Origin of the sequence: Massilia sp. LXY-6 (assembly GCF_051233485.1) — a bacterium.
Taxonomy (GTDB): domain Bacteria; phylum Pseudomonadota; class Gammaproteobacteria; order Burkholderiales; family Burkholderiaceae_D; genus Telluria.
Map to the genome: position 1 here is coordinate 40273 of NZ_JBKFGF010000003.1, position 25082 is coordinate 65354.

The following is a 25082-nucleotide window of genomic DNA, read 5'->3' on the forward strand; positions in this document are numbered from 1 at the left end:
AATCACGAAAGACACCATCATGAAACGACTGCTCACGGCCTCCATCCTCGGCCTGGCCCTCGCATCGAGCCTGGCCCTCAGCGGCTGCAAACGCGCCAAGACCCCGCAGCCGGCCGCCGCGCCCGCGATCGCCCTGCAGAAGGTCGATACCGTGCAGGGTAGCGGCAAGGAAGCGGTGGCGGGCGCCACCGTCGTCGTCAACTACACGGGCTGGCTGTATGCGCCGGACGCGCCGCAGCAGCATGGCGCCCAGTTCGACTCCTCGATCGGGCGCGAACCGTTCAGCTTCAAGCTGGGTGGCGGCCAGGTGATCCCCGGCTGGGACCAGGGCGTGCAGGGCATGAAAGTGGGCGGCAAGCGCACCCTGATCATTCCCGCAGCGCTGGGCTACGGCGAGCAGGGCGCCGGCCCGATTCCGCCGAACAGCAACCTGATCTTCGACGTCGAGCTGCTCGATGTGAAGTAAACCGGCAGCGGGCCGGCGCTACAGCGTCGGCTCGTAGTTGCTGTGCCAGCGGTGGCCGTTCTGGCGGCGCCCGCACGGCGTCATCTTCAGCCCGGTCTGGACCGCTTCGAGGCAGCGCGTGGCCCCGGTCTCGCGGTTGGTCAGGCGCATCAGGCGCGGCACGTCGCTCAGGCGTTCGCTCAGGAAATCGATGCGCCACTCCTGCTTGTCGGCCCGGCCGCAGGGCTCCATCGCCAGCACGTTCTTGCGGTCCTCCGGATGCACCGCCAGGCAGACGCTCTCGCCGTCCGCTACCGTATGGAATTTGTCGAAGCCGGGCAGGTCGCCGCGGGTGACGAACCATTGCTGGGTCGGCGACTTGTCGCACGCCAGCATGGCGACGCCGGGACCGGCCGTGCCGAGGCAGCGCCCGCGGCCGTCGAGTTCGTTCTGCAGGTAGTTGATGTCCGGGGCGGCGGCGAAGGCCGGGATGGAAGCCAGGTTGAGGAGGGTAAGCGCCGCGGCGGCGATGAGGCGACCTTTCATGGCGGGTCCTTTTCTTTTACGATGATGTTGCTTCGACATTAGCATGCGGTGTTCGCTGTGTGCGGACGGCAATGTAACCGAATGTCGCAGCGATAAAAAAAGCAGCCCGGAGGCTGCTTTTCTATTCGTAATTAGACGTCACAAATGAACTTGGGCTCCCGCCTTCGCGGGAGCGACGTTCCAGTTACTTGCCCAGCATCGACACCACATTATCCGCCCCGGGCGCCCCGAACGCCTGCTGCTTCAGCACATGCAGCTGGTCGCGCACCTGCGCCGCCTTCTCGAACTCGAGGTTCTTGGCGTGGTCGACCATGAGCTTCTCCAGGCGCTTGATCTCTTTCGAAATCTGCTTCTCGCTCATCCCTTCGATCTTCGCGGTTTCTTCCGCCTGTTCCATGGTCTTGGCCGCGGCGGCGCTGTAGACGCCGTCGATCATGTCCTTGATCTTCTTGTTCACACCCTTCGGAGTGATGCCGTTGGCTTCGTTGAAGGCGATCTGCTTGGCGCGGCGGCGTTCGGTTTCGTCGATCGCGCGCTTCATCGAATCGGTCATCTGGTCGGCGTACAGGATTGCCACGCCGTTCAGGTTACGCGCCGCGCGGCCGATGGTCTGGATCAGCGAACGCTCGGAACGCAGGAAGCCTTCCTTGTCGGCGTCCAGCACGGCCACCAGTGAGACTTCCGGCAAGTCCAGGCCCTCGCGCAGCAGGTTGATGCCGACCACGACGTCGAAGGTGCCCAGGCGCAGGTCGCGCAGGATCTCGACGCGCTCGACGGTGTCGATGTCGCTGTGCAGGTAGCGCACCTTGATGCCGTGGTCGCTCAGGTATTCGGTCAGCTGCTCGGCCATGCGCTTGGTCAGCGTGGTCACCAGCACGCGCTCGTCCTTGGCGATACGGTCGGTGATTTCGCCCATCAGGTCGTCGACCTGGGTGCGCGCCGGCTTGACGATGACCTGCGGGTCGACCAGGCCGGTCGGGCGCACCACCTGCTCGACCACGTTGTCGGCCTTTTCCTTTTCGTAGTCGGCCGGCGTGGCCGAGACGAAAATGCACTGGCGCATCTTGCTTTCGAATTCCTGGAACTTCAGCGGCCGGTTGTCCAGCGCCGACGGCAGGCGGAAGCCGTAGTCGACCAGGTTCGTCTTGCGCGAGCGGTCGCCGTTGTACATCGCGTTGAGCTGGCCGACCATCACGTGCGACTCGTCCATGAACATCAGCGCGTCCTTCGGCAGGTAGTCGATCAGCGTCGGCGGCGGCTCGCCCGGCATCGCACCGGACAGGTGGCGCGAGTAGTTCTCGATGCCTTTCGTGAAGCCGACTTCGGCCAGCATCTCGAGGTCGAAGCGGGTGCGCTGCTCCAGGCGTTGCTCTTCCAGCAGCTTGCCCTGTTCGCGGAAATATTCGAGGCGGTCGCGCAGCTCGGCCTTGATCGAGTCGACGGCGCGCAGCACGGTGCTGCGCCCGGTCACGTAGTGCGAACCCGGATACACGGTAAAGCGCGGGATCTTCTGACGTACCTTGCCGGTGAGCGGATCAAATAACTGCAGCGATTCGATCTCGTCGTCGAACATCTCGACGCGGATCGCGAGCTCGGCGTGCTCGGCCGGGAAGATGTCGATGGTGTCGCCGCGCACGCGGAAGGTGCCGCGCGCGAAGTCCATCTCGTTGCGCGTGTACTGCATCTGGATCAGGCGTGCGATCACGTCGCGCTGCGCGACCTTGTCCTTGGCGCGCAGCGTCAGCACCATCTTGTGGTACTCGTCCGGATTACCGATACCGTAGATGGCCGACACGGTGGCGACGATGATGACGTCGCGCCGCTCCATCAGCGACTTGGTGCACGACAGGCGCATCTGCTCGATGTGCTCGTTGATCGACGAGTCCTTTTCGATGAACAGGTCGCGCTGCGGCACGTAGGCTTCCGGCTGGTAGTAATCGTAGTACGAGACGAAGTACTCGACCGCGTTCTGCGGGAAAAACTCACGAAACTCGGCGTACAGCTGGGCTGCCAGGGTCTTGTTCGGCGCGAACACGATCGCCGGACGGCCCGCACGGGCGATCACGTTGGCCATCGTATAGGTCTTGCCGGAACCAGTCACGCCGAGCAGCGTCTGGTACATCAGGCCGTCGTCGATGCCATCGACCAATCCTTCGATCGCAGTCGGCTGGTCGCCGGCGGGCGGGAAGGGCTGGTGCAGCTTGAACGGGGAATTCGGGAATGTAATGACGGTGGGCGCGGGAGTATTTGCGACCGATAGTTCTGCCATGAGATCAGACCTTTGCTAGAATGGGAATCCGCCTGCGGCACTGCAACATTTATGCCGCTGTCTATACAACCGCTGCGAACCCAGCCGACAAACCTGAGTCTATCACGATGAATTCCACAGCTCCTGCCAGCATCTTCGGCGCCATCGCCATGGCCCCGCGCGACCCCATCCTGGGCATTACCGAAGCTTTCAATGCAGATACCAATCCGGCCAAAATCAATTTGGGCGTCGGTGTCTACTACGATGACAACGGAAAGGTACCCTTGCTGGAATGCGTGCGCAAGGCGGAAGCGATGTTGATGGAACAACCCGCGCCGCGCACCTATCTGCCGATCGAAGGCCTGGGTGCGTATGACAAGGCTGTGCAGGAACTCGTATTTGGGGCCGGCAGCGCCGTAATTCAAGAGAAGCGCGCGGTCACCGTGCAGGCCCTGGGCGGCACCGGCGCGCTGAAGATCGGCGCCGATTTCCTGAAGCGTTTCGCGCCGGGTTCGAGCGTCTACATCAGCGACCCGAGCTGGGAAAACCACCGCGCGCTGTTCGAGAGCGCCGGCTTCGAGGTCAACAACTACACCTACTACGATCCGGCCACCCACGGCGTCAACTTCGAGGGCATGCTGGCCGACCTGCGCAACATGCCGGAAGGCGCGATCGTCCTGCTGCACGCCTGCTGCCATAACCCGACCGGCGCCGACCTCACGGCCGACCAGTGGGGCCAGGTAATCCAGACCGTGCGTGAAAACGGCCTGATCCCGTTCCTGGACATGGCTTACCAGGGCTTCGGCTCGGGCATCGCCGAAGATGGCGCCGTGGTGCGCCGCTTCGTCGACGCCGGCGGCCCGCTGCTGGTCTCGAACTCGTTCTCGAAGTCGTTCTCGCTGTACGGCGAGCGCGTCGGCGCGCTGTCGGTGGTGGGCTCGTCCGCGGAAGAGGCGGCACGCATCATGTCGCAGCTGAAGCGCGTGGTGCGCACCAACTACTCGAGCCCGCCGACCCATAGCGGCAAGGTCGTGGCAAGCGTGCTCTCCACGCCAGAACTGCGCCAGCTGTGGGAAGACGAACTGGCCGCCATGCGCGTGCGCATCAAGGAAATGCGCGAAGAGCTCGTGAAAAAGCTGGGCGAGAAGGTGCCGGGCACCGACTTCGACTTCGTGCGCAAGCAGGTCGGCATGTTCTCGTACTCGGGCCTGACCAAGGAGCAGGTCGGCAAGCTGCGCGAGGAATCGATCTACGCCGTCGACACCGGCCGCATCTGTGTTGCCGCAATGAATTCGAAGAACATCGATCGCGTCGTTGACGCCATCGCAAAAGTTCTCTAAACTCTTGGCTCTTCCGATTCGGCGCGAGCCGAGTCGGAAGAGCATGAAGACTAATCCCTGATAGCTCAGTCGGTAGAGCGACGGACTGTTAATCCGCAGGTCCCTGGTTCGAGTCCAGGTCGGGGAGCCAGATTTCAAAGCCTCAGCGAGGCGTGCACGGTTGGGAAGTTACTCTGTGCAAGTCGCGATGGGCAAGCTATAATAGCAACATCAATTCCCTGATAGCTCAGTCGGTAGAGCGACGGACTGTTAATCCGCAGGTCCCTGGTTCGAGTCCAGGTCGGGGAGCCAGAACATGGAAGCAAGAAAAGGCAGCATGCGCAAGCTGCGGCCTTTTTCCATATGCGCCGCCGCTTGTGCAGACTGCTCATTTGATCTAAGATTTCTGCTCAAAGGAGCAAATCCATGACGGCGATAGCGAAGCGAATCCCAGAGATGTCCAAGCTTGCCGATGTCCCCGACGCGGGTGACAAGATTCGATGGCTGGATTTCCGTGAGTTGTATCAAACCACCCCGGTCGACCGGATCGACCTGATCCGCAACGGCGTGAGCGCGGCCGACTTCAAGACCTTCGTCAGCGGCCTCGATGTGCAGCAGGAAAAAGTCTTCAGTATGCTGGACATCGCCACGGCCACCGTCAACCGCAAGGCCAGCCGCAACGAAGCCCTGTCGCGCGAAGACAGCGAAAAAGTGGTCGGCATGGCAAAACTGATCGGCCAGGTCGAAACGATGCTCGACGAATCCGGCGATCCTGAACTGATGAAGGATTTCGACGCCGCCCGCTGGCTGACGCACTGGATGGAAGAACCGATCCCGGCGCTTGGCGGCGCCTCTCCCTCCGAGTACATGGACACCATCGAAGGTCAGGAGATGATCTCCAAGCTGCTCGCGACGATGCAGACCGGAGCCTACGCTTGACGGCCGTCTGGCGCATCGCGACCTATGCGCCCGGCTACACCGCGGACGACCTGACGGGGGCGGGCGCCAAGCTGTCCGGCGGGCGCTGGAACCGGCCCGGCAGCGCCATGCTCTACTGCGCCAGCAATATCTCGCTGGCCGTGCTCGAAACCTTCGTTCATCTGAAAGCGGGCGGGCTGCCGCTGAACCGCTATCTGGTGGAACTCACGATTCCCGATGCGGTATGGCAGCGCGCGAGCTCGCTGGCGCCGCCGCCGGTCGGCTGGGATGCGATCCCGACCGGCAAGGTCAGCCTCGACGAAGGCGAGCGCTGGCTCAAGTCCGGCCGCAGCGCGGTGTTGATCGTCCCGTCCGCGATCGTCGGCGAGGAATACAACGTCTTGATCAATCCGCTGCACCCCGACGCCCGCCAGATCGCGGCCCGCAAGCTCAGGAAGTGGACTTACGACCCACGGCTGATGCGCTCACCGGCTTGACCTTGCCGGCCGCCTCCAGCGCCCGCTTGCGTGCCGTGTCGATATCCGGCGCGGTCGCCAGCGCCACGCCCATGCGGCGGCGGCCGAAGGATTCCGGCTTGCCGAACAGGCGGATGTCCGAGCCCGGCACGCGCAGCGCCTCGGCCACGCCCTCGAAGGCGATCCCGGCTTCCTCCAGCTGGCCGTAGATGACGGCCGAGGCCCCCGGCGAACGCAGGTCCGGATTCACCGGCAGGCCGAGGATGGCCTTCGCGTGCAGCTCGAATTCGCTCTGCACCTGGGTCGCCATGGTCACCATGCCGGTATCGTGCGGGCGCGGGCTGACTTCCGAGAACCACACCATGTCGCCCTTCACGAACAGCTCGACGCCGAACACGCCGCGCCCGCCCAGGCTGGCGGTGACCTTGCTCGCGATCTCGCGCGCGCTCTCCAGCGCCCGCGGGCTCATCGGCTGCGGCTGCCAGGATTCGACGTAGTCGCCGTGCACTTGCTTGTGGCCGATCGGCTCGCAGAACTGGGTGCTAATGTCACCGTTGCCATTCGAGGCACGCACGGTCAGCAGCGTGATCTCGTAATCGAAATCGATGAAGCCTTCGACGATCACGCGGCCGGCATCCACGCGCCCGCCGGCGGCCGCGTAGTTCCAGGCGTTCTCGACATCGTCCGCGCTGTCGAGCTTGGACTGGCCCTTGCCCGAGGACGACATCACCGGCTTCACCACGTTCGGAAAGCCGATCTCGGCGCAGGCCGCCTTCAGCTCGTCGAGGCTGCTGGCGAAGCGGTAGGGCGAGGTCGCCAGGCCCAGCTCTTCGGCCGCCAGGCGGCGGATGCCTTCGCGGTTCATGGTCAGCTGGGCCGCGCGCGCGGTCGGGATGCAGGTGATCGTGCCCGCGGCTTCCAGTTCGGCCAGCTTGTCGGTGGCGATCGCCTCGATCTCGGGCACGACCAGGTCGGGCCGCTCCTGCGCGATCAGCGCGGCCAGCGCCTCGCCGTCCGTCATGTCGATCACGTGGGCGCGGTGGGCGACTTGGTGGCCGGGCGCATTCGCGTAGCGGTCGACGGCGATCACCTCGATGCCGAGGCGTTGCAGGGAAATGATCACTTCCTTGCCGAGCTCGCCGGAGCCGAGCAGCATGACGCGGGTAGAAGAAGGGGAGAGGGGCGTGCCGAGGATGGGTGCGTTGGTCATGAAAGGTCTGGTGGACGTGCTGGAGAGCTTTCGACTATAGCAAACCGCCGACGAACGCGCTCGGCGAAGCATAGTCGCAAAAAAAATCTTGCCGGATTCCTTTCAGCGGTTATAATGCCAGCCTCAATTCCCTGATAGCTCAGTTGGTAGAGCGACGGACTGTTAATCCGCAGGTCCCTGGTTCGAGTCCAGGTCGGGGAGCCAGAATTCAAGTAGTAAGGTAAAGGGCCGCTTCATCGAAGCGGCCTTTTTCATTTCCGGACCCGACGAGCGCACCATGACCATCTCTTCCACATTGTCCGACCATGACGCTGCCCGCATTGCCGAACACGCCGCCCAGGCGGGCCTGGACGGCTGGCTGCGCCCGGAGCAGCAGGCCCTGATCCACGAGCGCGGCTGGCTGCGCATGCTGGCCCCGCGCGCGGTCGGCGGCGAAGAGCTGGCGCTGCCGGAGGTGGTGCGGCTGGAAGAAGCCATCGCCCGCGTCGACGGCAGCATGGGCTGGACCGTGACCCTGTGCGCCGGCGCCGGCTGGTTCGCCGGTTTCCTGGCGCCGCGCCTGGCGCGCGAGATCCTGGCGGCGCCGAAGGTCTGCCTGGCCGGCAGCGGCGCCCCGACCGGCTACGCCGACCGCGAAGATGGAGAACAAGCGGGCTGGCGCATCACCGGGCTGTGGGACTACGCCAGCGGCGCGCCGATGGCCACCCACTTCACCTTCAACGCGATCCTGCGCGAGGGCGGCCAGCCGCTGCTCGACGATGCCGGCGCCCCGCGCATCCAGGCCTTCGTGGTGCCGGCCGCGCTGGTGGAGATCGTGCCGAACTGGCGCAGCATCGGCCTGCGCGCCACCGCCTCGCACGCCTACCGCGTGCAAGACCGGTGGGTGCATGCGGAGCACGGCTTCGCCATCGATCCCGCGCGCGCGACGGAGCAGGGACCGCTGTACCGCTTCCCCTTCCTGCCGTTTGCGTTCGTGACCCTGTCGGCCAACGTGGCCGGCATGGCCTTTCACTTCGTCGAACTGGCGGCCGAGTGCATCGCGCGGCGCCGCAACCGTTTCGGCGGGCAGGGCGAGGCGCTGATCGAGGTGCCGGCCGTACGCGCGCTGCTGGACGGCACGCGCGCGCACCTGGACGAAGTGCGCGGACGCTTCTACGCACTGCTGGAGGCGACCTGGGCCCAGGTGGCGGCCGGCGCGCCGGTCAGTGCAGGGGAGGCGGCGCAGATGGAGGCCTTGTCGATGGAGTGGGTGGCGGCATCGCGCCGTGCGGTCGATGCGCTGTACCCGTACTGCGGCCTGTACGCGGCGCGCGAGGACAGTCCCATCAACCGGGTCTGGCGCGACTTCCATACGGCGTCCCAGCATGCCTTGCTGATGCCGCGCGCTGACACGCCGTGCGCTGAGACTGGTCAAACGGCAACTATGCAGCTATAATACGGCCTCGATTCCCTGATAGCTCAGTTGGTAGAGCGACGGACTGTTAATCCGCAGGTCCCTGGTTCGAGTCCAGGTCGGGGAGCCAGAATACGAAGAAGGGCCGCGTGCGAACGCGGCCCTTTGTCATTTCCAGCCGCGCTGCGCGGGCGCCTGCCCTCCCTGGTCTTATACGTTTACAACATTTTTACGCGCCCCGCCCATTTCTCTACGCAGTTTTTTGCCGCCGTCCGGTAATCTCCCCGGCATGTACTCGAGATGCCGCCCATGAGAATTCCTCCGTCCAGGAAGCGTGTTGCCGCCTACGGACTGTCCGTCCTTGCCTGCATTGCCACGACTGTGCTGGTGACGCTGGTGCATGGCTTCCTCGATGCCGCCAACACGGTGATGATTTTTCTGCTTGCGGTGTTTCTGGTCGCACGCTTCCTTGGCCGGGGTCCCGCCGTCGTCGCCGCCTTCCTCAGCGTGGCCTTGTTCGACGTGATCATCGTGCCCCCACGTTTTTCGTTTGCGGTCAGCGACGTCCAGTACCTGGTGACGTTTGCGGTCATGCTGGCCGTCGGCCTGGTCACGGCCAGTCTTACCGCGGGCTTGCAGCGGCAGGCGGAAGCGGCGCGCGAACGGGAGCGGCAGGCCCAGGGGCTGTACGAGCTGGCCCGCGAGCTGGCGGGCGTGATCGAGATCGGGCAAGTGGCCGGACCGCTGGAACGCTATATGACCGGCCAGGGATACCGGGCCGGGTTGCATCTTCTCGACGATGCCGGCAGCCTGCCCACCCTGGCGCCGCATCTGGTGGAGGCCCGCTTCGCCACCGTCGCGTTGCAGAAGGACCGGCCGGTGGACGTCGACGTCGACGCCGGCGCCGGCCAGGCCTGCCGTGTCGTCCCCTTGCGCGGCGCGACCCGCAAGCGCGGAGTGCTGGTCGTGTCGGCCGCCCACGCGACCAGCATCGACCAGAACCTGCAGATGATCGACGCGGTCGCCTCGGTGGTTGCCTTGACCGTCGAACGCCTGCACTACGTCGAGGTGGCCCACGCAAGCCAGCTGGAAGCGGACGCCGAGCGCCTGCGCAATTCGGTGCTGTCGGCCTTGTCGCATGACCTGCGCACGCCCCTGACCGCGCTGGTCGGCACGGCCGACGCGCTTGCCGCCAACCATGCCGAGGTGGGAGAGAAGGCACGCGGCATGGCCGCTGCGATCCGCGAGCAGGCGAGGGCCATGACGCGCCTGCTGAACAACCTGCTCGACATGGCCAGGCTGCAGGCGGGCAAGGTAAGGCTGAACCGGGAGTGGCAATTGCTGGAGGACGTGATCAGCAGCAGCCTGCAGTTGATGCGGTCGACACTCGAGGGGCGTGCCTTGCGGGTCGAGCTGCCGCCGCACATGCCATTGGTCGAGTTCGACGCGGTACTGATCGAACGCGTCCTCTGCAACCTGCTCGAAAACGCAACCAAGTATTCGGCGCCCGGCACCCCGGTGGAGATACGCGCCTTCGCCGAGTCCGGCTTCGCGGGTGTCGCGGTATGCGACCGGGGGCAGGGATTCGTTGTGGACGATATCGACCGCGTATTCGGCATGTTCGAGCGCGGCAAGGCCGAGTCCCCGACCTCGGGCGTGGGGCTGGGACTGGCGATCTGCCGGTCGATCATGGACGCGCACGGCGGTGGCATCAAGGCGGCGAACCGGGATGGCGGCGGGGCCTGCGTCACCATTCGCCTGCCGCTCGGCAATCCACCGGCCGTCGAGGAAGAACCATGAGCGTAGAACCGCATGTCCTGCTGATCGAGGACGAGCCGCAGATCCGGCGCTTCGTCCGCGCCAGCCTGGAGTCGGAAGGCTGCCGGGTGCATGAGGCGGAGTCGGGAGGCGCCGGGCTGACCGAAGCCGGAACGAGAAGGCCGGACCTGCTGATCGTCGACCTCGGCCTGCCGGACATGGACGGCGTCGAGGTCATCCGGGAGTTCCGCGGCTGGTCGCAGGCGCCCGTCCTGATCCTGTCCGCCCGCACCGAGGAGCGCGAAAAGGTGGAGGCCCTCGATGCAGGCGCGGACGACTACCTGACCAAACCCTTCGGCGTGGCCGAACTGGCCGCCCGGGTCCGCGCCCTGTTGCGGCGCCGCTTCCAGGGCCAGGAGGCGATGCCGACGATCCATTTCGGGCAGGTCACGTTCGACCGCCCGAAGCGCACCGTCGAACGCAATGGCGAGCACATCCACCTGACGCAGATCGAATACCGCCTCCTGAGTGTGCTCGTCGCGAATGCCGGAAAAGTCCTGACCCAGCGGCACCTCATGCAGGAGGTGTGGGGGCCGAACCATGGAGAGCGCGGCCACTACCTGCGGGTCTACATGAGCCGCCTGCGCCAGAAACTGGAAGCCGATCCGGCACAGCCGGTCCACTTTCTCACCGAAACCGGGGTCGGCTACCGCTTCCAGCTGTAGCCGCCCACCACTTCTCGTACAGCGAGGATAGCTTGAGCATCGAACAGAAAAAAACCGGCACGGCGGCGCTGACGCTCGCCGCCATCGGCATCGTCTACGGCGATATCGGCACCAGCCCGCTCTACACGCTGAAGGAAGTGTTTTCGCCGGAGCACGGGCTGCCGCTCGACGAGGGCAAGCTGCTGGGCGTGATCTCCCTCATCCTGTGGGGCCTGACTATCGTGGTGTCGATCAAGTACGTCGCACTCATCCTGCGTGCGGACAACCGCGGCGAAGGCGGCATCATGGCGCTGGTGGCCCTGGCCCTCAAGTCCGTGGGCGTCCGCTCGCGCTGGCAGGGGCCGCTCGCCATCATCGGCCTGATCGGGGCGGCGCTGTTCTTCGGCGACGGGATCATCACCCCCGCGATCTCGGTGCTGTCGGCTATCGAGGGACTGGAAGTGGCGACGCCGGCGTTGAAGCCCTATGTCGTGCCGCTCACCGTGGCCGTGCTGTTCGCCCTGTACGCCGTCCAGCACAAGGGTACCGCGGGAATCGGCCGCTGGTTCGGCCCGGTCATGCTGGTCTGGTTCGCCGTGCTGGGTGCGATGGGCGCGGTGAATATCGCCGACAACCCGCGCATCCTGGCGGCCATCAACCCGTGGCATGCTCTGCGCTTCCTGCTTGACAACGGCTGGCTCGCCTTCCTCGCGCTCGGCGCGGTGGTGCTGGCGTTCACGGGGGCCGAAGCACTGTATGCGGACATGGGACATTTCGGCAAAAAGCCGATCCGCATCGCCTGGTTCACCATCGTCTTCCCCGGCCTGGCCCTGAACTACCTCGGCCAGGGCGCCTTGCTGCTGTCGCGGCCGGACGCGGTGTCGAATCCCTTCTACCAGCAGCTAGGGGCCTGGAGCGTCTATCCCCTGGTGGCACTGTCGACCGTGGCGACGGTGATCGCCTCGCAGGCGACGATCTCCGGCACCTTTTCGATCGCGCAGCAGGCGGTCGCCCTCGGCTATCTGCCGCGCCTGCGCATCGTGTACACCTCCGAGCGCCAGATGGGGCAGATCTACGTGCCTTTCGTGAACTGGCTCCAGCTGTGCGCCGTGGTGCTGGCCGTCGTCGGTTTCGGATCGTCGTCCAACCTGGCGTCGGCCTACGGGATTGCGGTGACCGCGACCATGCTGATGACGACGATCCTGACCTTCTTCGTCGTCCGCCATGGCTGGAAGTACAACGCGCTGCTGGCCTGGTCCGCCACCGGATTCTTCCTCGTGATCGACGTCGCGCTGTTTTCCGCGAATACCCTCAAGATCCTGCATGGCGGCTGGTTTCCGCTGGTGCTGGGCGCGGTCGCCGTCGTGGTGATGCTGACCTGGCAGCAGGGGCGGGCGCTGGTGCACGAGAACCTGCGCCAGCACCTGGTGCCGCTGGACGACTTCCTCACCTCCCTGTTCACCGGGGCGCCGACACGGGTCGAAGGGACTGCGGTGTTCTTCCGGGCCGAAGGCGACGGCGTCCCGCATGCCATGCTGCACAACCTCATGCATAACCGCATCCTGCACGGGCGCACGATTTTCCTGACCATCCATAACGAAGATATTCCCCGCGTGCGGCCCGAGCAGCGCGTGTCGGTCACGGATCTGGGTCACGACTGCTACCAGGTCGATCTGCGCTACGGATTCGTGGAAGACCGCGACATCCCGGCTGCGCTGGACGCCTGTGCGGCCAGCGGCCTGCGCTTCGAGCCGATGCAGACTTCCTATTTCATCGCCCGGCAGAACGTCATTCCCACGGTCGGCAGCGGGATGGCCATGTGGCGCGAAGCCCTGTTCGCGACCATGTCCCGCAATGCCCGCGACGCGGCCGACTATTATCGGATACCGGCCAACCGGGTGGTCGAACTGGGGACGCAGGTCGAGATCTAGCACGCCGGTTTTTCCCCTCTCCAGCAGACCTCGCCCGCGCCCCCTATAATCATCGTTTTTGTAGCGGACCGAGCATGAAAAACCCAGTCAATACAAGTGCTTACAAGCACAACGAGGTGCCGGCCGACGGCCTGGAAAAAGGACAGCTGGGCTGGGCCATCGTTGCCTTGTCGCTGGGCGTAGGCATGTCCGCGCTCGATACCGCGATCGCCAATACGGCGCTGCCGGCCATGGCCGACCAGCTGCACGCCACGCCCGCGGATTCCGTCTGGATCGTCAACGCCTACCAGCTGGCGATGGTCGCGACGCTGCTTCCCATCGCGGCGCTGGGCGAGACCATCGGCTACAAGCGCGTCTACATGGCCGGCATGGCCCTGTTCACGGTGGCCTCGCTCGGCTGCGCGCTGGCGTGGTCGCTGCCGGCGCTGATCGTGGCGCGCCTGTTCCAGGGGCTCGGCGCGGCGGCCCTGATGGGCGTCAACTCGGCCCTGATCCGCGCCGTCTATCCGTCCAGGCTGCACGGGCGCGGCTTCGGCAACAATGCGCTGGTGGTGGCGATCGGTTTCGCCATCGGCCCCAGCCTGGCCTCGGTCATCCTCGCCACTTCGTCGTGGGAGTGGCTGTTCGGCATCAACGTCATTCCCGGCATCCTCGGCTGGTTCATGGCGCGCAAGGCGTTGCCGCAGACGAGCCGCGCCAGCCACAAGGTCGACGGCGTGGCCGGGCTGTACAACGTGGCCGCCTTCGGCATCGCCATCCTGGCGCTGGGCGACGCCGCCCACCGCGTCGGCATGCGCACCCTGCTGCCGGAAATGCTGCTGGCGCTGTTTTTCTTCGTCATGCTGCTGCGCCGCCAGAAGGATCACCCGGCGCCGCTGCTGCCGGTCGACCTGTTCCGCCTGCCGCTGTTCACGCTGTCGACGCTGACCGCGGTCTGCACCTTCGCGGCCCAGGCGCTGGCCTTCGTCGCGCTGCCCTTCTATTTCGAAAGCGAGCTGGGCCGCACCGCGGTGGAGACCGGCTTCCTGCTGACGCCATGGCCGGTCATGGTCGGCATCATGGCGACGGTGGCGGGACGCCTGAGCGACCGCTATTCGCCGGGCCTGCTGGGTGGCGTCGGGCTGATGATCCTGGCGGCCGGACTGGGCCTGCTGCTGGGCATGCCGGCGGCGCCGTCGGCCGTGGACATCGGCTGGCGCATGGCCGTGTGCGGCATCGGCTTCGGCTTCTTCCAGGCGCCCAACGTGAAGGCGATCATGTCCAGCGCACCGGCCTCGCGCAGCGGCAGCGCCAGCGGCATGGTCGCGACCGCGCGCCTGATCGGACAGTCGACCGGGGCGGCGCTGGTGGCGTTCTGCCTGACCATGTTCCACCTGCGCGGCACCTGGTACGCGATCGCGATCGCCGCCGCCTTTTCCGCGGTGGCCAGCATCGCCAGCTTCTCGCGGCTGGTGGTGGGCGCGCCTGCGCGTAGCTGAGCCAGGTCTTTAAACGGCGGCGCGCACCTCGATATACCGAGGATGGCACGCCGCTCCCGCATTCCCGAGTTCTCCGAGGCTTCCGACGCTCCCGCCGGCGAAGCCCTGTGCCCCTTGTGCGGCCGGCCGCTGGGCACCGTCAACATCGATCGCCACCATCTCGTTCCGAAATCCCTGAAGGGCAAGGAACAGTTTCCGATCCATAAGATCTGCCACCGGAAGATCCATGCCACGCTGTCGGAGCGGGAACTGCTGCGCGCCTATCACACCTGGGAGGCGCTGAAAGGGCACGAGGACATTCGCTCCTTCATTGGCTGGGTGGCGAAGAAGCCGCCTGGCTTCTATACCCGCACATTCACGTCGCACGCCAAGAAGGCGCGTTGAGTGTTCAGGCGGTCGGCATAATTTTCTTGAGGAAACTTCTGCCATATACCGGAGCATGAAGCAAAAACGTCGTAATTCTCTTGGTTAAGGTAAAATAAAAGCTTACGATTTTGCAATTCGCGTTCCCTTCCACCGACCTTTCCGCAGTTGCAATGACCCAAGACGAAGCCAGCGCCTGTTCCGTTCTCCTCATCGACGACGAACCCTTTGCCGAAGACATCATCTCGCATGGCCTGAAGGGATGTGCCCCGCACACGCTGAAGTTCGCGAGCCGGCCCGGGATGGCGGTGGAGCTGGCCAAGGAGCTCGGCGCCACGGTCGTGCTGGTCGACCTGCGCATGCCGGAGATCGACGGCCTGGACGTCACGCGGCGCCTGCGCGCCGACAAGGACACCGAACACATCCCGGTGATCGTGCTGTCGTCCGAGGACGATCCGGACATCAAGGCCAAGGCCTTCGCGGTCGGCGCCAACGACTACCTGGTGAAATGGCCGGATCCGCGCGAGCTGGTGGCGCGCGTGCGCTACCACAGCGACGCCTTCATTGCGCGGCGCCAGCGCGACGCCGCCTTCGTCTCGCTGCGCCACAGCCAGGCCCAGCTGGAGGCCAGCCAGTCGGCCCTGTTCCAGGCCCAGAAGATGGAAGCGATCGGCCAGCTCACCGGCGGCGTGGCGCACGACTTCAACAACGTGCTGCAGATCATCGGCGGCAACCTGCAGCTCCTGAAACTGGTCGGCAACCTGAACGAGGCCGGCAAGGCACGCGTCGACATGGCGCTGGCCGGGGTCGAGCGCGGCGCCAAGCTGTCCTCGCACCTGCTGGCCTTCGCCCGCCGCCAGCCGCTGCAGGCGGTGGTCATCAATCCCGGCCACCTGCTGCGCGAGATGGAGGACATGATGCGGCGCGTGCTCGGGCCGCGCGCGCGCGTCGTCACCGAGATCGAACACCGCCTGGGCAGCACCCTGGTCGATCCGAACCAGCTCAACAACGTGCTGCTGAACCTGGCCATCAACGCGCGCGACGCGATGGCCGGCAGCGGCACGCTCACCATCCGCGCCGCCAACGTGGGGCCGGGCGGCACGCTGCCGCCGTCGCTGGAGGCGGGCCATTACGTGCTGATCGAGATCCTTGACACCGGCAAGGGCATGGCGACGGAGGTGCTGGAGCGCGCCTTCGAACCCTTCTTCACCACCAAGCCGACCGGGCAGGGCACGGGCCTGGGCCTGTCGATGGCCTACGGTTTCGTGAAGCAGTCGGGCGGCGAGATCGTGCTGCAGAGTGAACCGGGCAAGGGCACCAGCGTGCGCATCTGGCTGCCGCGCAGCGAGGCCGAGCCGGCCGCCTTTGACGACGTGGCGGCGGCGCCGCTGCTGGGCGGGCCGGAAACCATCCTGGTGATCGAGGACGAAGAGGACGTGCGCAGCGCCACCTGCGGGATCCTGTCGGCGCTCGGCTACCGGGTACTGGAGGCGCCGGATGCGGCAGTGGCGAAGTCGATCGTGGAAAGCGGCGAGCAGGTCGACCTGGTGTTCAGCGACGTCATCATGCCGGGACCGGTCAGCAGCCTGCAACTGGGGGAGACGGTGCGCGCGCGGCTGCCGCGGGCGCAAATCCTGTACACCTCGGGCTATGCCGAAGGCGTGCTGGCGCACGAAGGCAAGGTGGAGGCGAACATCAACCTGCTGCAGAAACCCTACCATCCGGATGCGCTCAGTGCGCGCATCCGGCACCTGCTGCGGCGCCGGTCGGCGTAACGCTTACTTGTTGGGTTTGATGTAGCGCTGCGAGCCTGGCGGCGGTTCGTTCAGCACCGCCCAGAAGATGCCCAGATCGGCGATCGCGCGCACGAATTCCGTGAAGTCCACCGGCTTGACCACGTAGGCGTTCACGCCCAGCTCGTAGCTGCGGACCAGGTCCTGTTCTTCCTTCGACGAGGTCAGCATCACCACCGGCACCGCCCGGGTCGGGTCGCTTTCGCGGATGTCCTTCAGCACTTCGAGGCCGTCGACCTTCGGCAGCTTGAGGTCGAGCAGGACCACGGCCGGGTTGCCGGCCGGGCGCTCGGCGTAGTCGCCGCGGCGGTGCAGGTAGTCGAGCGCTTCGGCACCGTCGCGAACGACGATGACCTGGTTGGCGAGCTGGCTCTTCGACAGCGCGATCAAGGTCAGCTCCAGGTCGTTGGGATTGTCTTCGACGAGCAGGATGGGCTTAAGCATGCGTACTTTCGGAATTGGATTTCGGGATTGCAAAGGAGAAGGTCGCGCCTTCGCCCTGGACTGACTCGGCCCACACGCGGCCGTTGTGGCGCTCGACGATGCGGCGCACGTTGGCAAGGCCGATGCCGGTGCCCTGGAAGTCTTCCATGCGATGCAGGCGCTGGAATACGCCGAACAGCTTGTGCACGTAATCCATGTTGAAGCCGGCGCCATTGTCGGCCACGTGGAACACGAATTCGTCGGGTTTGTCCTCGACGCTGACGCGGATGATGGCCGGGTCGCGCTGGCCGGTGAACTTCACGGCATTCGACAGCAGGTTGAACATCGCCAGGTGCAGGAAGTTCGGGTCGGCGTAGACCGTCGGCAGCGGGGCGATGTCCCATTCGATGCGGCGGCCGCGCGTTTCCAGCGCCAGCTTGTCGATGCAGGCGGCCACCAGGTCGCCCATGTCGACCGTGGTCGGGCGCAGCGAGGCGCGGCCCATCTGCGAGAACGACAGCAGGTCGTCGACCAGCTTGCCGGCCAGGCGCGCGGCATCCTTGATGTTCTTGAGGAAGCGCATGCGCTGCTCGCCGTCCTCGCTGCCGCTCGATTCGATCAGCAGGTCGGCGAATCCGACGATGTGGCGCAGCGGCGCGCGCAGGTCGTGCGACACCGAGTAGGAGAAGGCTTCCAGTTCCTTGTTAGAACGGGTCAGCTCTTCGGCCAATTCGGCCATCTGCTCGGCGCGCTCGAGGGCGATGCCCAGCAGCGCGGTGCGGAATTCCAGCGCCAGCTCGATCTCGCCGGCGTGCCAGGGCAGGCTGGTGCCGTGGATGGTCTCGCGCCAGGCGGCGAAGCTGGTGCGCGGTGTCAGCTGGGTTGGCGCGTTCGGATCGGGCGCCTTGTCATGCGGATTGCCCGCCCACTCGATCGTGTGCACGTACTCGGGCCGGAACCACAGCAGGTAGTGCTTGTGGATGCGCGAGATCGGCATCGCCAGCAGGCCGCTGGCGTTGCGGATGATCTTCGCCGCCTCCGGCCAGGCATCGGACAGCTTGTCGGTGTGGTAGATGTCGCCATGGTCGTGCACCGCCAGCCAGTCGACCAGGGCCAGGATGTCGTCCTTGCCGGGAGCGTCGCCGAAGGGCAGCACGCGGTCGTCGACCACGATCGCGGCCCCGGATGCGCGTGCGAAGCGCAGCAGCTCGGGGAACACGCTCGACAGGTTCTCGATGAAGTCGCTGCCCTGGGTCAGGCCGGCCAGCATCGACACCATGATGCGGCGCACATCAAGGCGGAACTGCAGCTCCTGCGCATCTTCGCGCGATTCGATGCACAGCGCCAGGATCTGGCCCAGCTGCTCGCAGGCGGTGCGCTTCTCGAACGAGACCACGGCCGGATCGGCGTTGTGGCAGGAGATCAGCCCCCACAGCTTGCCCTTGACCATCAGCGACACCGACATCGAGGCCAGCGTGTGCATGTTGCGCATGTACTGCAGGTGCACCGGCGAGACGCTGCGCAGGGCTGCGAACGACAGGTCGTTCGGCTTGGCCGTAAGCGGGTTCAGGGCCGGGACCAGCGGCGCCGGCGTGTAGTTGGCGTCCTGGATCAGGCGGATGCGCGACAGCGCGTACAGCTCGCGCGCCTGGGCCGGGATGTCGGAAGCCGGGAAGTGCTGCCCGAGGTAGGAATGGTAGCCCTCGTCCTTCGATTCCGCCCTCACGTGGCCGTGGCCGTCGGCGTCGAACTGGTAGACCATCACGCGGCCGAAGCCGGTCACCGAGCGGATGTGCTGGCAGGCCAGCTGGGCCAGCGCCTCGATGCCGGTGGCGTCGTTGACCTTCAGCAGGAAGTCGCCGAGCAGTGGGTACAGGTGGCGGAAGTCGGCCGGCTCGGCCCGCGCCACGCCCTCGAATTCGAGGATGGTCAGGCCGTCCCACAGGTGTCCGAGCACGTCGAAATGGCGGCCGGGAGCGAGCGTGACGGTGCCGACGTAATACGGACGGCCGCCCAGTTTCGACCCCGGTCCCGGCGCCAGTTCGGGCCCCAGGCGCAGGGCGGCCGCTTCGCCGATCACCTCGGCGAGCGGGCGCCCGACCGCGGCCTGGGCCGGGCAGCCGGTCCAGTCGCCGAGGTTGGCGCTGGCCTGCACGACTTCCAGCCCGGCCGAGAGGGTCAGCAGGAAGCCGTGCGGCTGGATGCTCCCGGGTGTGCGGATCGGCTCCCTGTCGCAAGCCGACAGGTCGAGAACGGGAACGGAGGAGGCCGAAGTCATGTAGCGGTCAATGGCAAACGTGAATTGCAAGTCCTCCATTTTACAATGAAAGGAAGCTGGCGCTTTCATTAGGGATTTTGGCAAGATTGCCGGTGCGGCGATAACACAACGGTATTTACAATGCATGTTTGGCCCCATTGGCGCGTGCGCGGGCGTGGCGGGCGGCGTGGGTGTATCATTAAGTGGATTTGAATCAATGAATTCGTGCATCTGGACACGAGTGCTTAGCCATGAGCGAACACATGCAGCAGAAAAAAGTCCTGTCGGATGAACGGCGCTACCAATACCTGATCTCCGGCATCAACGACTACGCGATCTACATGCTCGATCCGCAGGGTCACGTCAGCAGCTGGAACGCGGGCGCCAACCGTTTCAAGGGCTACGTGGCGCAGGAGATCCTGGGCGAGCATTTTTCGCGCTTCTATACCGACGAAGACCGCGTCACCGGCCTGCCGGCGCGCGCGCTCGCGACCGCCCTCCGCGAAGGCAAGTACGAGTCCGAAGGCTGGCGCGTGCGCAAGGACGGCACCCGCTTCTGGGCCCACGTGGTGATCGACCCGATCTACAACGAGGACGGGGTCCTGCTCGGCTTTGCCAAGGTGACCCGCGACGTCACCGAGCGCAAAGAGGCCGAGGACAAGCTGCGCGAGAGCGAGCAGCGCTTCCGCCTGCTGGTGCAGGGCGTGACCGACTATGCGATCTACATGTTGTCGCCGGAAGGCACGGTCACGAACTGGAACTCGGGCGCCGAGCGCATCAAGGGCTATTCCCAGGACGAGATCGTCGGCAGCCACTTCTCGCGCTTCTACACCGCCGAGGATCAGGCTGCGGACATGCCCAAGCATGCGCTGTCCACCGCCGCCACGACCGGGCGTTTCGAGGCCGAGAGCTGGCGCGTGCGCAAGGACGGCACGCGGTTCTGGGCCCATGTGATCATCGACGCCATCCGCGACAACGACGGCAAGCTGGTCGGCTTCGCCAAGATCACGCGCGACCTGACCGAGAAGAAACGTGCCGCCGAGGCCCTGGAAGCCGCGAACGCCGCGCTGTACCAGGCCCAGAAGATGGAATCGATCGGCCAGCTCACGGGCGGCGTCGCGCACGACTTCAACAACCTGCTGTCGGTGCTCTCGAGCGGCCTCGAAGTGCTGGCGATGCAGCGCGGCGAAGGCGGAGACAGCCGCGACAGCCGCACCATCGAGAGCATGCGGCGCGCGGTCGACCGCGGCGCGCGCCTGACCCAGCAGCTGCTGGCGTTCGCGCGCCAGCAGCCGCTGCAGGCCGAAACCCGCAACCTGAACCGCATCATCACCAGTTTCGAGCCGGTGCTGCGGCGCGCCGGCAATTCGAATATCGAGTTCGAGATCGATCTCGACCGCAAGGCGCACAGCGCGGTGATCGACAGCGCGCGCCTCGAATCGGCTCTGCTGAACCTGGTGGTGAACGCGCGCGACGCCATGCCGGACGGCGGCGGCATCGTCATCGCCACGCGCAACGTCACGCTCGGCCACCACGAGGCGGGCAGCCTGCCGGCCGGCGACTACGTGCGGATCACGGTCAGCGACACCGGCACCGGCATGCCGCCCGAGGTGGTGTCGCGCGCCTTCGAACCCTTCTTCACGACCAAGGAAGTGGGCAAGGGCACCGGCCTCGGCCTGTCCCAGGTGTACGGCTTCATCAAGCAGTCGGATGGCGAGGTCGTCATCGACAGCAAGGCGGGCGAGGGCACCACGATCTCGATCTACCTGCCGGCGGTGTCGTCCGAGGCGCAGGAAGACCGCCGTTCGCACGTCGAGCGCGTGCTGATCGTCGAGGACGAACCGGACCTGATGGACGTTGCCGCCTCGCTGTTTACCAGCATGGGCTACGACGTGGTGACGGCGTCCAGCGGGCGCGAGGCGATCGACCTGCTGGAGCAGCGCGAGGTCGACATCCTGTTCACCGACGTCGTCATGCCGAACGGGATGGACGGGTTCGAACTGGCCAGCTACACGCGCACCCATTATCCGGACACCAAGATCATGCTGGCCTCCGGCTACCCGCTGCCGGCGCTCAAGCAGCGCCATGGCGGGTCGCTGAGCGAGTTCGCCTTCGTCAACAAGCCCTACCGGCTGTCCGACCTGGCGCGCACGCTACGCTCGACGGCATAGGGGCGGTCCGATGACGCTGCATATCGAGACCCCGCTGCTCGCTTCCGGCGCGATGCCGGTACGCCCGGGCCAATCGGTGTGGCTGAAGATGGAGGCGCTGCAGCCGTCCGGCTCGTTCAAGCTGCGCGGCATCGGCCACGCCTGCGAACAGTATGCGTTGCGCGGCGCCCGTCGCTTCCTCTCGTCCTCGGGCGGGAACGCCGGCATCGCCGCGGCCCACGCCGGCCGCCGCCTGGGGATCCCGGTGACCGTCGTGGTGCCGGAGACTGCAAGCAGCCGGGCGCGCGAGCTGATCGGCCGTGAAGGCGCCGAGATCGTCGTCCACGGCGCCTCGTTCCAGGAAGCGAACGCGCTGGCCCAGTCGATGCTGGGCGAGCACGATGCCTTCATCCACCCCTTCGACGACCCGCTGCTGTGGGAAGGCCACGCCGGCATGATCGACGAGGTGGCGCAAGCGGGGCTCCAGCCCGATGCGGTGGTGTTGTCGGTCGGCGGCGGCGGACTGCTGTGCGGCGTGGTGGAAGGACTGCAGCGCAATGGCTGGGACAGGGTGCCGGTGATCGCGGTCGAAACCGCGGGCGCCGATTCCTATGCGCGCTCGCTGCGGGCCGGTACGCTCCTCGAACTGCCGGCCATTACTAGCATCGCCACCTCGCTGGGCGCGCGCAAGGTGTCGCAGCAGGCTGCCGCATTGGCGCGCCGCCATCCGGTGGTGCCGGTGGTGGTCAGCGACCGCGAGGCGGTCGAGGCCTGCCTGCGCTTCATGGATGACCACCGCGTGGTGGTGGAGCCGGCCTGCGGCGCTTCGCTGGCCCTGGCCTACCGTGGCGGCGAGGTGCTGGCCGACTACGCGCGCGTGCTGGTGATCGTCTGCGGCGGCGTGACCGCGACTGTTGAACAGCTCCAGCGGTGGGGAAGGGATCTGCCGTAATGTCGTGGGGTGGGCAGCACGTGCCCGCGCGTGAGGTTTGCACCCTACAGGTCGAAGATGACGTCGCAGATGCGATCGTAGACCGGATCCGCCGACGGCCCCGGGTTCGGCCAGTTCAGGATGTCGAAGTGGTCGTAGCCGTCGTAGGTGCCGAGGAAATTCCAGCTGCCCTGGACGGCGCGGCCGTCGTAGTCGCGCACGGGATGGCCGTCGGGCGCGCGCATGCTGACGGTGTTCACCACGCCGTCGCTGGCGAACCAGCTGCTGTCGATGCGCACCCGCCCCGGGGCCGACTGGGTGTACGAACCCATGCCCGGCTGCGCCAGCGAACCCGCGATGAATTCCCCCGCGAACAGCTTGAAGTAGGGGATCATGTCGTCGCGCGGATACTGGAACCGGCTGCTCTGGATGGGTGCCAGCACGCGGTCGCTGCCGTTGCAGCACCAGGCGCCGGCCACCGTCGCCCGCGTCGCCACCGAAAAATAGTAAACCGAGGGCGAGGTGAGCGCCCAGCGGTTGAACTCGCGTGCGCCGTCCGGCGCCAGTTCCCAATGCGCCAGGCGCTGGTCGAGGATGTCGCGCAGCGGGCTGCGTGAATTCGGCAGCACATCCAGCACGGCGTCGCGCAGGGTGGTGCCATTGTGCGGCGCCGAGATCGTCACCACGCTCCTGACCCAGCCGGTCTTGCCGCCGCGGTAGAGCTCGCCGCCGCCCTCGTCGCCGTCGGGCGAGCCGTGTTCCAGCAGCTGGATCAGGGCGCGGATCGTGGTGCCGCCCTGGCTGTGGCCGACCAGGTGGATCGGATGAGCGGCATCCCACTGCGGATAGAAGGCGAGGGGATAGCCGTGCGGATTGTTGTGTGGATCGGCGGCCCAGCACTTGCCGGCGGGCTTCTGCGGCTGGCCGGGATAACCGTAGCGGGCGACGTGGGTGGCGCCGTAGTCGACGCAGGTGCCCTTGATCTGGGCGTACAGCTCGGCGGCGCGGTCCCAGTTGGAGCTGATCGCGCCGACCCCGGCCGTATAGACGGCATGCGGGCCCTTGTAGCGCTGCATGCGGGCGGCGATGTCGTGGTAGCCACCCCAGTACAGGAAGCTGCTGCCGGGATAGGTGTCCGGCCCGAAGCCGAGGAAGCCATGCACCAGCACGACCGGATAGTTATTGGCGGCCCCGGCCGTTGCAGTGCCCAGCAGGAAGGCCAGGGCCAGCAGCGCTCGGGCGCAAGGTTTTTTTATTGATGACATGCAGCTTTCCCGTTGAGAGTGGCGGACGCTACATTGTCGAATTGGTATGGGGAAGAGGGTTTGAGCTGGGTCGGGTAAGCGCGGTAAAGCGTGGATGGCGATTAGATCTAGTTGGTTATTGCAGCCGTTCCACCCAGCTGCGAAGTACCCGCGCCATCGGTCGCCGGCGCCGGCGTGTTCGACGCCGTCACCGCCGCCTTCTCGGCCAGGTCCGGATTCCACACCACGCTCTCGTCGACCGAGTACAGGCGGCACGGCTTGTCGCTCTTGGCCGAGCAGGTCGCCAGGGCGCGCGCTTCCGGAGCTTCGCCTTCCTCGGCCCAGCACCAGGCGCCGCTGGGCGACACGGCGAAGGCGCGCGGGGTCATCTTGGTCAGGTATTCCGCATAGGCGCGCTTGCCATTTTCGCTGAGGAAAGGAACGGATCCCACGTCATCGACCTTGGCGAAATTGGTCGCCTGCGGCATCGGCGGTTCCGGCACCTTGTAGACCACCTTGGTCGGCATGCCGACCTGGTCCAGGAAGCGCATGGTGTCGGCGAGCCAGACCTTTTCGCCGTCGCGGCTGGCCAGCATGCCGTGCGCATCGCGCTTGAACGCCGCGTACTCGACCAGCTGGGCCTTGCCGCCGGCCTGTTCGAAGGCGTCGTGCATGCGCGCCACCAGTTCCGGGCCGAACAGCGAATCGTTCTCGCCGTACATCCACAGGCTCGGGATCTTGTTCTGCGCGCCGTATTCGGCAAAGGCCGAGACCAGCGCCGAACGCCAGCCGCAGCCGTTGCTGTCGTCGCGCAGGCCGCCGGCGAAATTGATCAGGGCGCGTACACCCTGCAGTTCCTGGGTGCCCAGCGCCATCGTCGCCAGGCCGCCATAGGATTGGCCGGCAACCACGATGTGGTCGGCGTCGACCCATTTCTGCCCGCGGGCGTATTCCAGGGTATCGCGGATGTCCTCGGCCTGGGTATAGCCGTTGGCGGTCATGTCGCAGCCGTGGTCGCGGTAGCGGCCGGTCGAGTTGGCGAAGCCCTGACGCATCGGCACCATCACCGCATAGCCGCGTGACACGAAGGCGTGGGCCATGTGATAGAAGCGGTCGCGCGGCTGCAAGTTCGGATGGCCGGGGTCCTTGCCGTGGTTGATGATGATGAGCGGGAACGGCCCCTGCCCATTCGGCTGGAACACCGTCGTCTCCAGGCGGGCCTGGTGGTCATTGCCGGCCGGAATCAGCACGATGTGCTCGTTGATCCTGTAGTCGAGTTGCAATTCCTGCTCGACGGACAGGCCCGGCAGCATGGCCAGACCGATGATCAGCGCGGAGGTAAGTTTGCGAACAGATGCGCGTGCTCTAAACATGGAAAACTCTGGAACGGCTGGCCTCACGGTTGTGTCCGTCAGGAACCAATTGCTTAGGGGAATGAGTTGATTCTAAGCACGGTGATTTGCCAGAGCAATATCTGTTTAACCAATTCGCGCAT

At 65.9% G+C, this 25082-nt stretch carries 20 protein-coding genes and 4 tRNA genes; 17 read left to right on the forward strand and 7 right to left on the reverse strand.

From position 1 onward, the window contains the following. Window positions 1–19: 19 nt before the first annotated feature. Window positions 20–466: an FKBP-type peptidyl-prolyl cis-trans isomerase gene (locus tag ACI48D_RS01760; protein WP_435569490.1), complete on the forward strand. Its 447-nt coding sequence runs from the start codon at window positions 20–22 to the stop codon at window positions 464–466. Window positions 467–484: 18 nt separating this feature from the next. Here ACI48D_RS01760 and ACI48D_RS01765 read toward each other — a convergent pair whose 3' ends face one another. Next, the gene (locus tag ACI48D_RS01765) at window positions 485–991 is read right to left on the reverse strand and encodes a hypothetical protein (protein ID WP_435569491.1); all 507 of its coding nucleotides are present in this window, start codon (window positions 989–991) and stop codon (window positions 485–487) included. Between the two features lie 184 nt (window positions 992–1175). After that, a complete protein-coding gene (uvrB, locus tag ACI48D_RS01770) occupies window positions 1176–3260 on the reverse strand; it encodes an excinuclease ABC subunit UvrB (RefSeq protein ID WP_435569492.1) in 2085 nt (694 codons plus the stop codon). Between the two features lie 107 nt (window positions 3261–3367). Here uvrB and ACI48D_RS01775 point away from each other — a divergent pair, with 107 nt between their 5' ends. The 5 genes from ACI48D_RS01775 (at window position 3368) to ACI48D_RS01795 (ending at window position 5973) form a co-directional block, all read left to right on the forward strand. Next, window positions 3368–4579 carry an aromatic amino acid transaminase gene (locus ACI48D_RS01775; RefSeq protein ID WP_435569493.1) on the forward strand — a complete coding sequence of 404 codons (1212 nt, stop codon included), beginning with the start codon at window positions 3368–3370 and terminating at the stop codon, window positions 4577–4579. A 54-nt stretch (window positions 4580–4633) separates the two neighbouring features. Further along, window positions 4634–4709, forward strand: a tRNA-Asn gene (locus ACI48D_RS01780). An 85-nt stretch (window positions 4710–4794) separates the two neighbouring features. Next, window positions 4795–4870: transfer RNA gene (locus ACI48D_RS01785), tRNA-Asn, on the forward strand. 114 nt (window positions 4871–4984) lie between these two features. Next, window positions 4985–5497 carry an antitoxin Xre/MbcA/ParS toxin-binding domain-containing protein gene (locus ACI48D_RS01790; RefSeq protein ID WP_435569494.1) on the forward strand — a complete coding sequence of 171 codons (513 nt, stop codon included), beginning with the start codon at window positions 4985–4987 and terminating at the stop codon, window positions 5495–5497. Further along, window positions 5494–5973, forward strand: a complete 480-nt coding sequence (locus ACI48D_RS01795) for an RES family NAD+ phosphorylase (RefSeq protein WP_435569495.1) — start codon at window positions 5494–5496, stop codon at window positions 5971–5973. Before ACI48D_RS01790 ends, ACI48D_RS01795 begins: the two co-directional genes overlap by 4 nt. Here ACI48D_RS01795 and purT read toward each other — a convergent pair. Continuing rightward, a complete protein-coding gene (gene purT / locus ACI48D_RS01800) occupies window positions 5927–7162 on the reverse strand; it encodes a formate-dependent phosphoribosylglycinamide formyltransferase (RefSeq protein WP_435569496.1) in 1236 nt (411 codons plus the stop codon). The genes ACI48D_RS01795 and purT overlap by 47 nt on opposite strands. 128 nt (window positions 7163–7290) lie before the next feature. Between purT and ACI48D_RS01805 the strand changes: the two genes are divergently transcribed. From ACI48D_RS01805 to ACI48D_RS01845, 9 genes are all read left to right on the forward strand, one after another. Next, window positions 7291–7366 (forward strand) — tRNA-Asn (locus tag ACI48D_RS01805). Between the two features lie 73 nt (window positions 7367–7439). Continuing rightward, a complete protein-coding gene (locus tag ACI48D_RS01810; protein WP_435569497.1) occupies window positions 7440–8597 on the forward strand; it encodes an acyl-CoA dehydrogenase in 1158 nt (385 codons plus the stop codon). A 12-nt stretch (window positions 8598–8609) separates the two neighbouring features. Further along, window positions 8610–8685 (forward strand) — tRNA-Asn (locus ACI48D_RS01815). A gap of 179 nt (window positions 8686–8864) precedes the next feature. Beyond that, a complete protein-coding gene (locus ACI48D_RS01820; RefSeq protein WP_435569498.1) occupies window positions 8865–10355 on the forward strand; it encodes a DUF4118 domain-containing protein in 1491 nt (496 codons plus the stop codon). After that, window positions 10352–11038, forward strand: coding sequence for a two-component system response regulator KdpE (gene kdpE / locus ACI48D_RS01825; RefSeq protein WP_435569499.1), 687 nt, complete (start codon window positions 10352–10354; stop codon window positions 11036–11038). Before ACI48D_RS01820 ends, kdpE begins: the two co-directional genes overlap by 4 nt. Window positions 11039–11070: 32 nt before the next feature. After that, the gene (locus ACI48D_RS01830; RefSeq protein WP_435569500.1) at window positions 11071–12948 is read left to right on the forward strand and encodes a potassium transporter Kup; all 1878 of its coding nucleotides are present in this window, start codon (window positions 11071–11073) and stop codon (window positions 12946–12948) included. A 74-nt stretch (window positions 12949–13022) separates the two neighbouring features. Continuing rightward, on the forward strand, window positions 13023–14426 hold the full coding sequence (locus tag ACI48D_RS01835; protein WP_435569501.1) for an MFS transporter: 1404 nt from the start codon (window positions 13023–13025) through the stop codon (window positions 14424–14426). Between the two features lie 42 nt (window positions 14427–14468). Beyond that, window positions 14469–14810, forward strand: coding sequence for an HNH endonuclease (locus ACI48D_RS01840; protein ID WP_435569502.1), 342 nt, complete (start codon window positions 14469–14471; stop codon window positions 14808–14810). Window positions 14811–14962: 152 nt separating this feature from the next. Beyond that, window positions 14963–16564 (forward strand): response regulator, encoded by a 1602-nt coding sequence (locus ACI48D_RS01845; RefSeq protein ID WP_435569503.1) that lies wholly within the window; start codon window positions 14963–14965, stop codon window positions 16562–16564. 3 nt (window positions 16565–16567) lie between these two features. Here the strand turns inward: ACI48D_RS01845 and ACI48D_RS01850 are convergent, their stop codons facing one another. After that, a complete protein-coding gene (locus ACI48D_RS01850) occupies window positions 16568–17026 on the reverse strand; it encodes a response regulator (protein WP_435569504.1) in 459 nt (152 codons plus the stop codon). Continuing rightward, window positions 17019–19283: an ATP-binding protein gene (locus tag ACI48D_RS01855; RefSeq protein ID WP_435569505.1), complete on the reverse strand. Its 2265-nt coding sequence runs from the start codon at window positions 19281–19283 to the stop codon at window positions 17019–17021. Before ACI48D_RS01855 ends, ACI48D_RS01850 begins: the two co-directional genes overlap by 8 nt. A 230-nt stretch (window positions 19284–19513) precedes the next feature. Here ACI48D_RS01855 and ACI48D_RS01860 point away from each other — a divergent pair, with 230 nt between their 5' ends. Both ACI48D_RS01860 and ACI48D_RS01865 read left to right on the forward strand, forming a co-directional pair. After that, window positions 19514–21433 (forward strand): PAS domain S-box protein, encoded by a 1920-nt coding sequence (locus ACI48D_RS01860; RefSeq protein WP_435569506.1) that lies wholly within the window; start codon window positions 19514–19516, stop codon window positions 21431–21433. A gap of 10 nt (window positions 21434–21443) precedes the next feature. Further along, a complete protein-coding gene (locus ACI48D_RS01865) occupies window positions 21444–22364 on the forward strand; it encodes a pyridoxal-phosphate dependent enzyme (protein ID WP_435569507.1) in 921 nt (306 codons plus the stop codon). A gap of 44 nt (window positions 22365–22408) precedes the next feature. Here ACI48D_RS01865 and ACI48D_RS01870 read toward each other — a convergent pair whose 3' ends face one another. Both ACI48D_RS01870 and ACI48D_RS01875 read right to left on the reverse strand, forming a co-directional pair. After that, complete coding sequence (locus ACI48D_RS01870; RefSeq protein WP_435569508.1) at window positions 22409–23608, reverse strand: esterase/lipase family protein; 1200 nt, start codon at window positions 23606–23608, stop codon at window positions 22409–22411. 107 nt (window positions 23609–23715) lie between these two features. Continuing rightward, the gene (locus ACI48D_RS01875; protein ID WP_435569509.1) at window positions 23716–24960 is read right to left on the reverse strand and encodes a dienelactone hydrolase family protein; all 1245 of its coding nucleotides are present in this window, start codon (window positions 24958–24960) and stop codon (window positions 23716–23718) included. Between the last annotated feature and the right edge of the window lie 122 nt (window positions 24961–25082).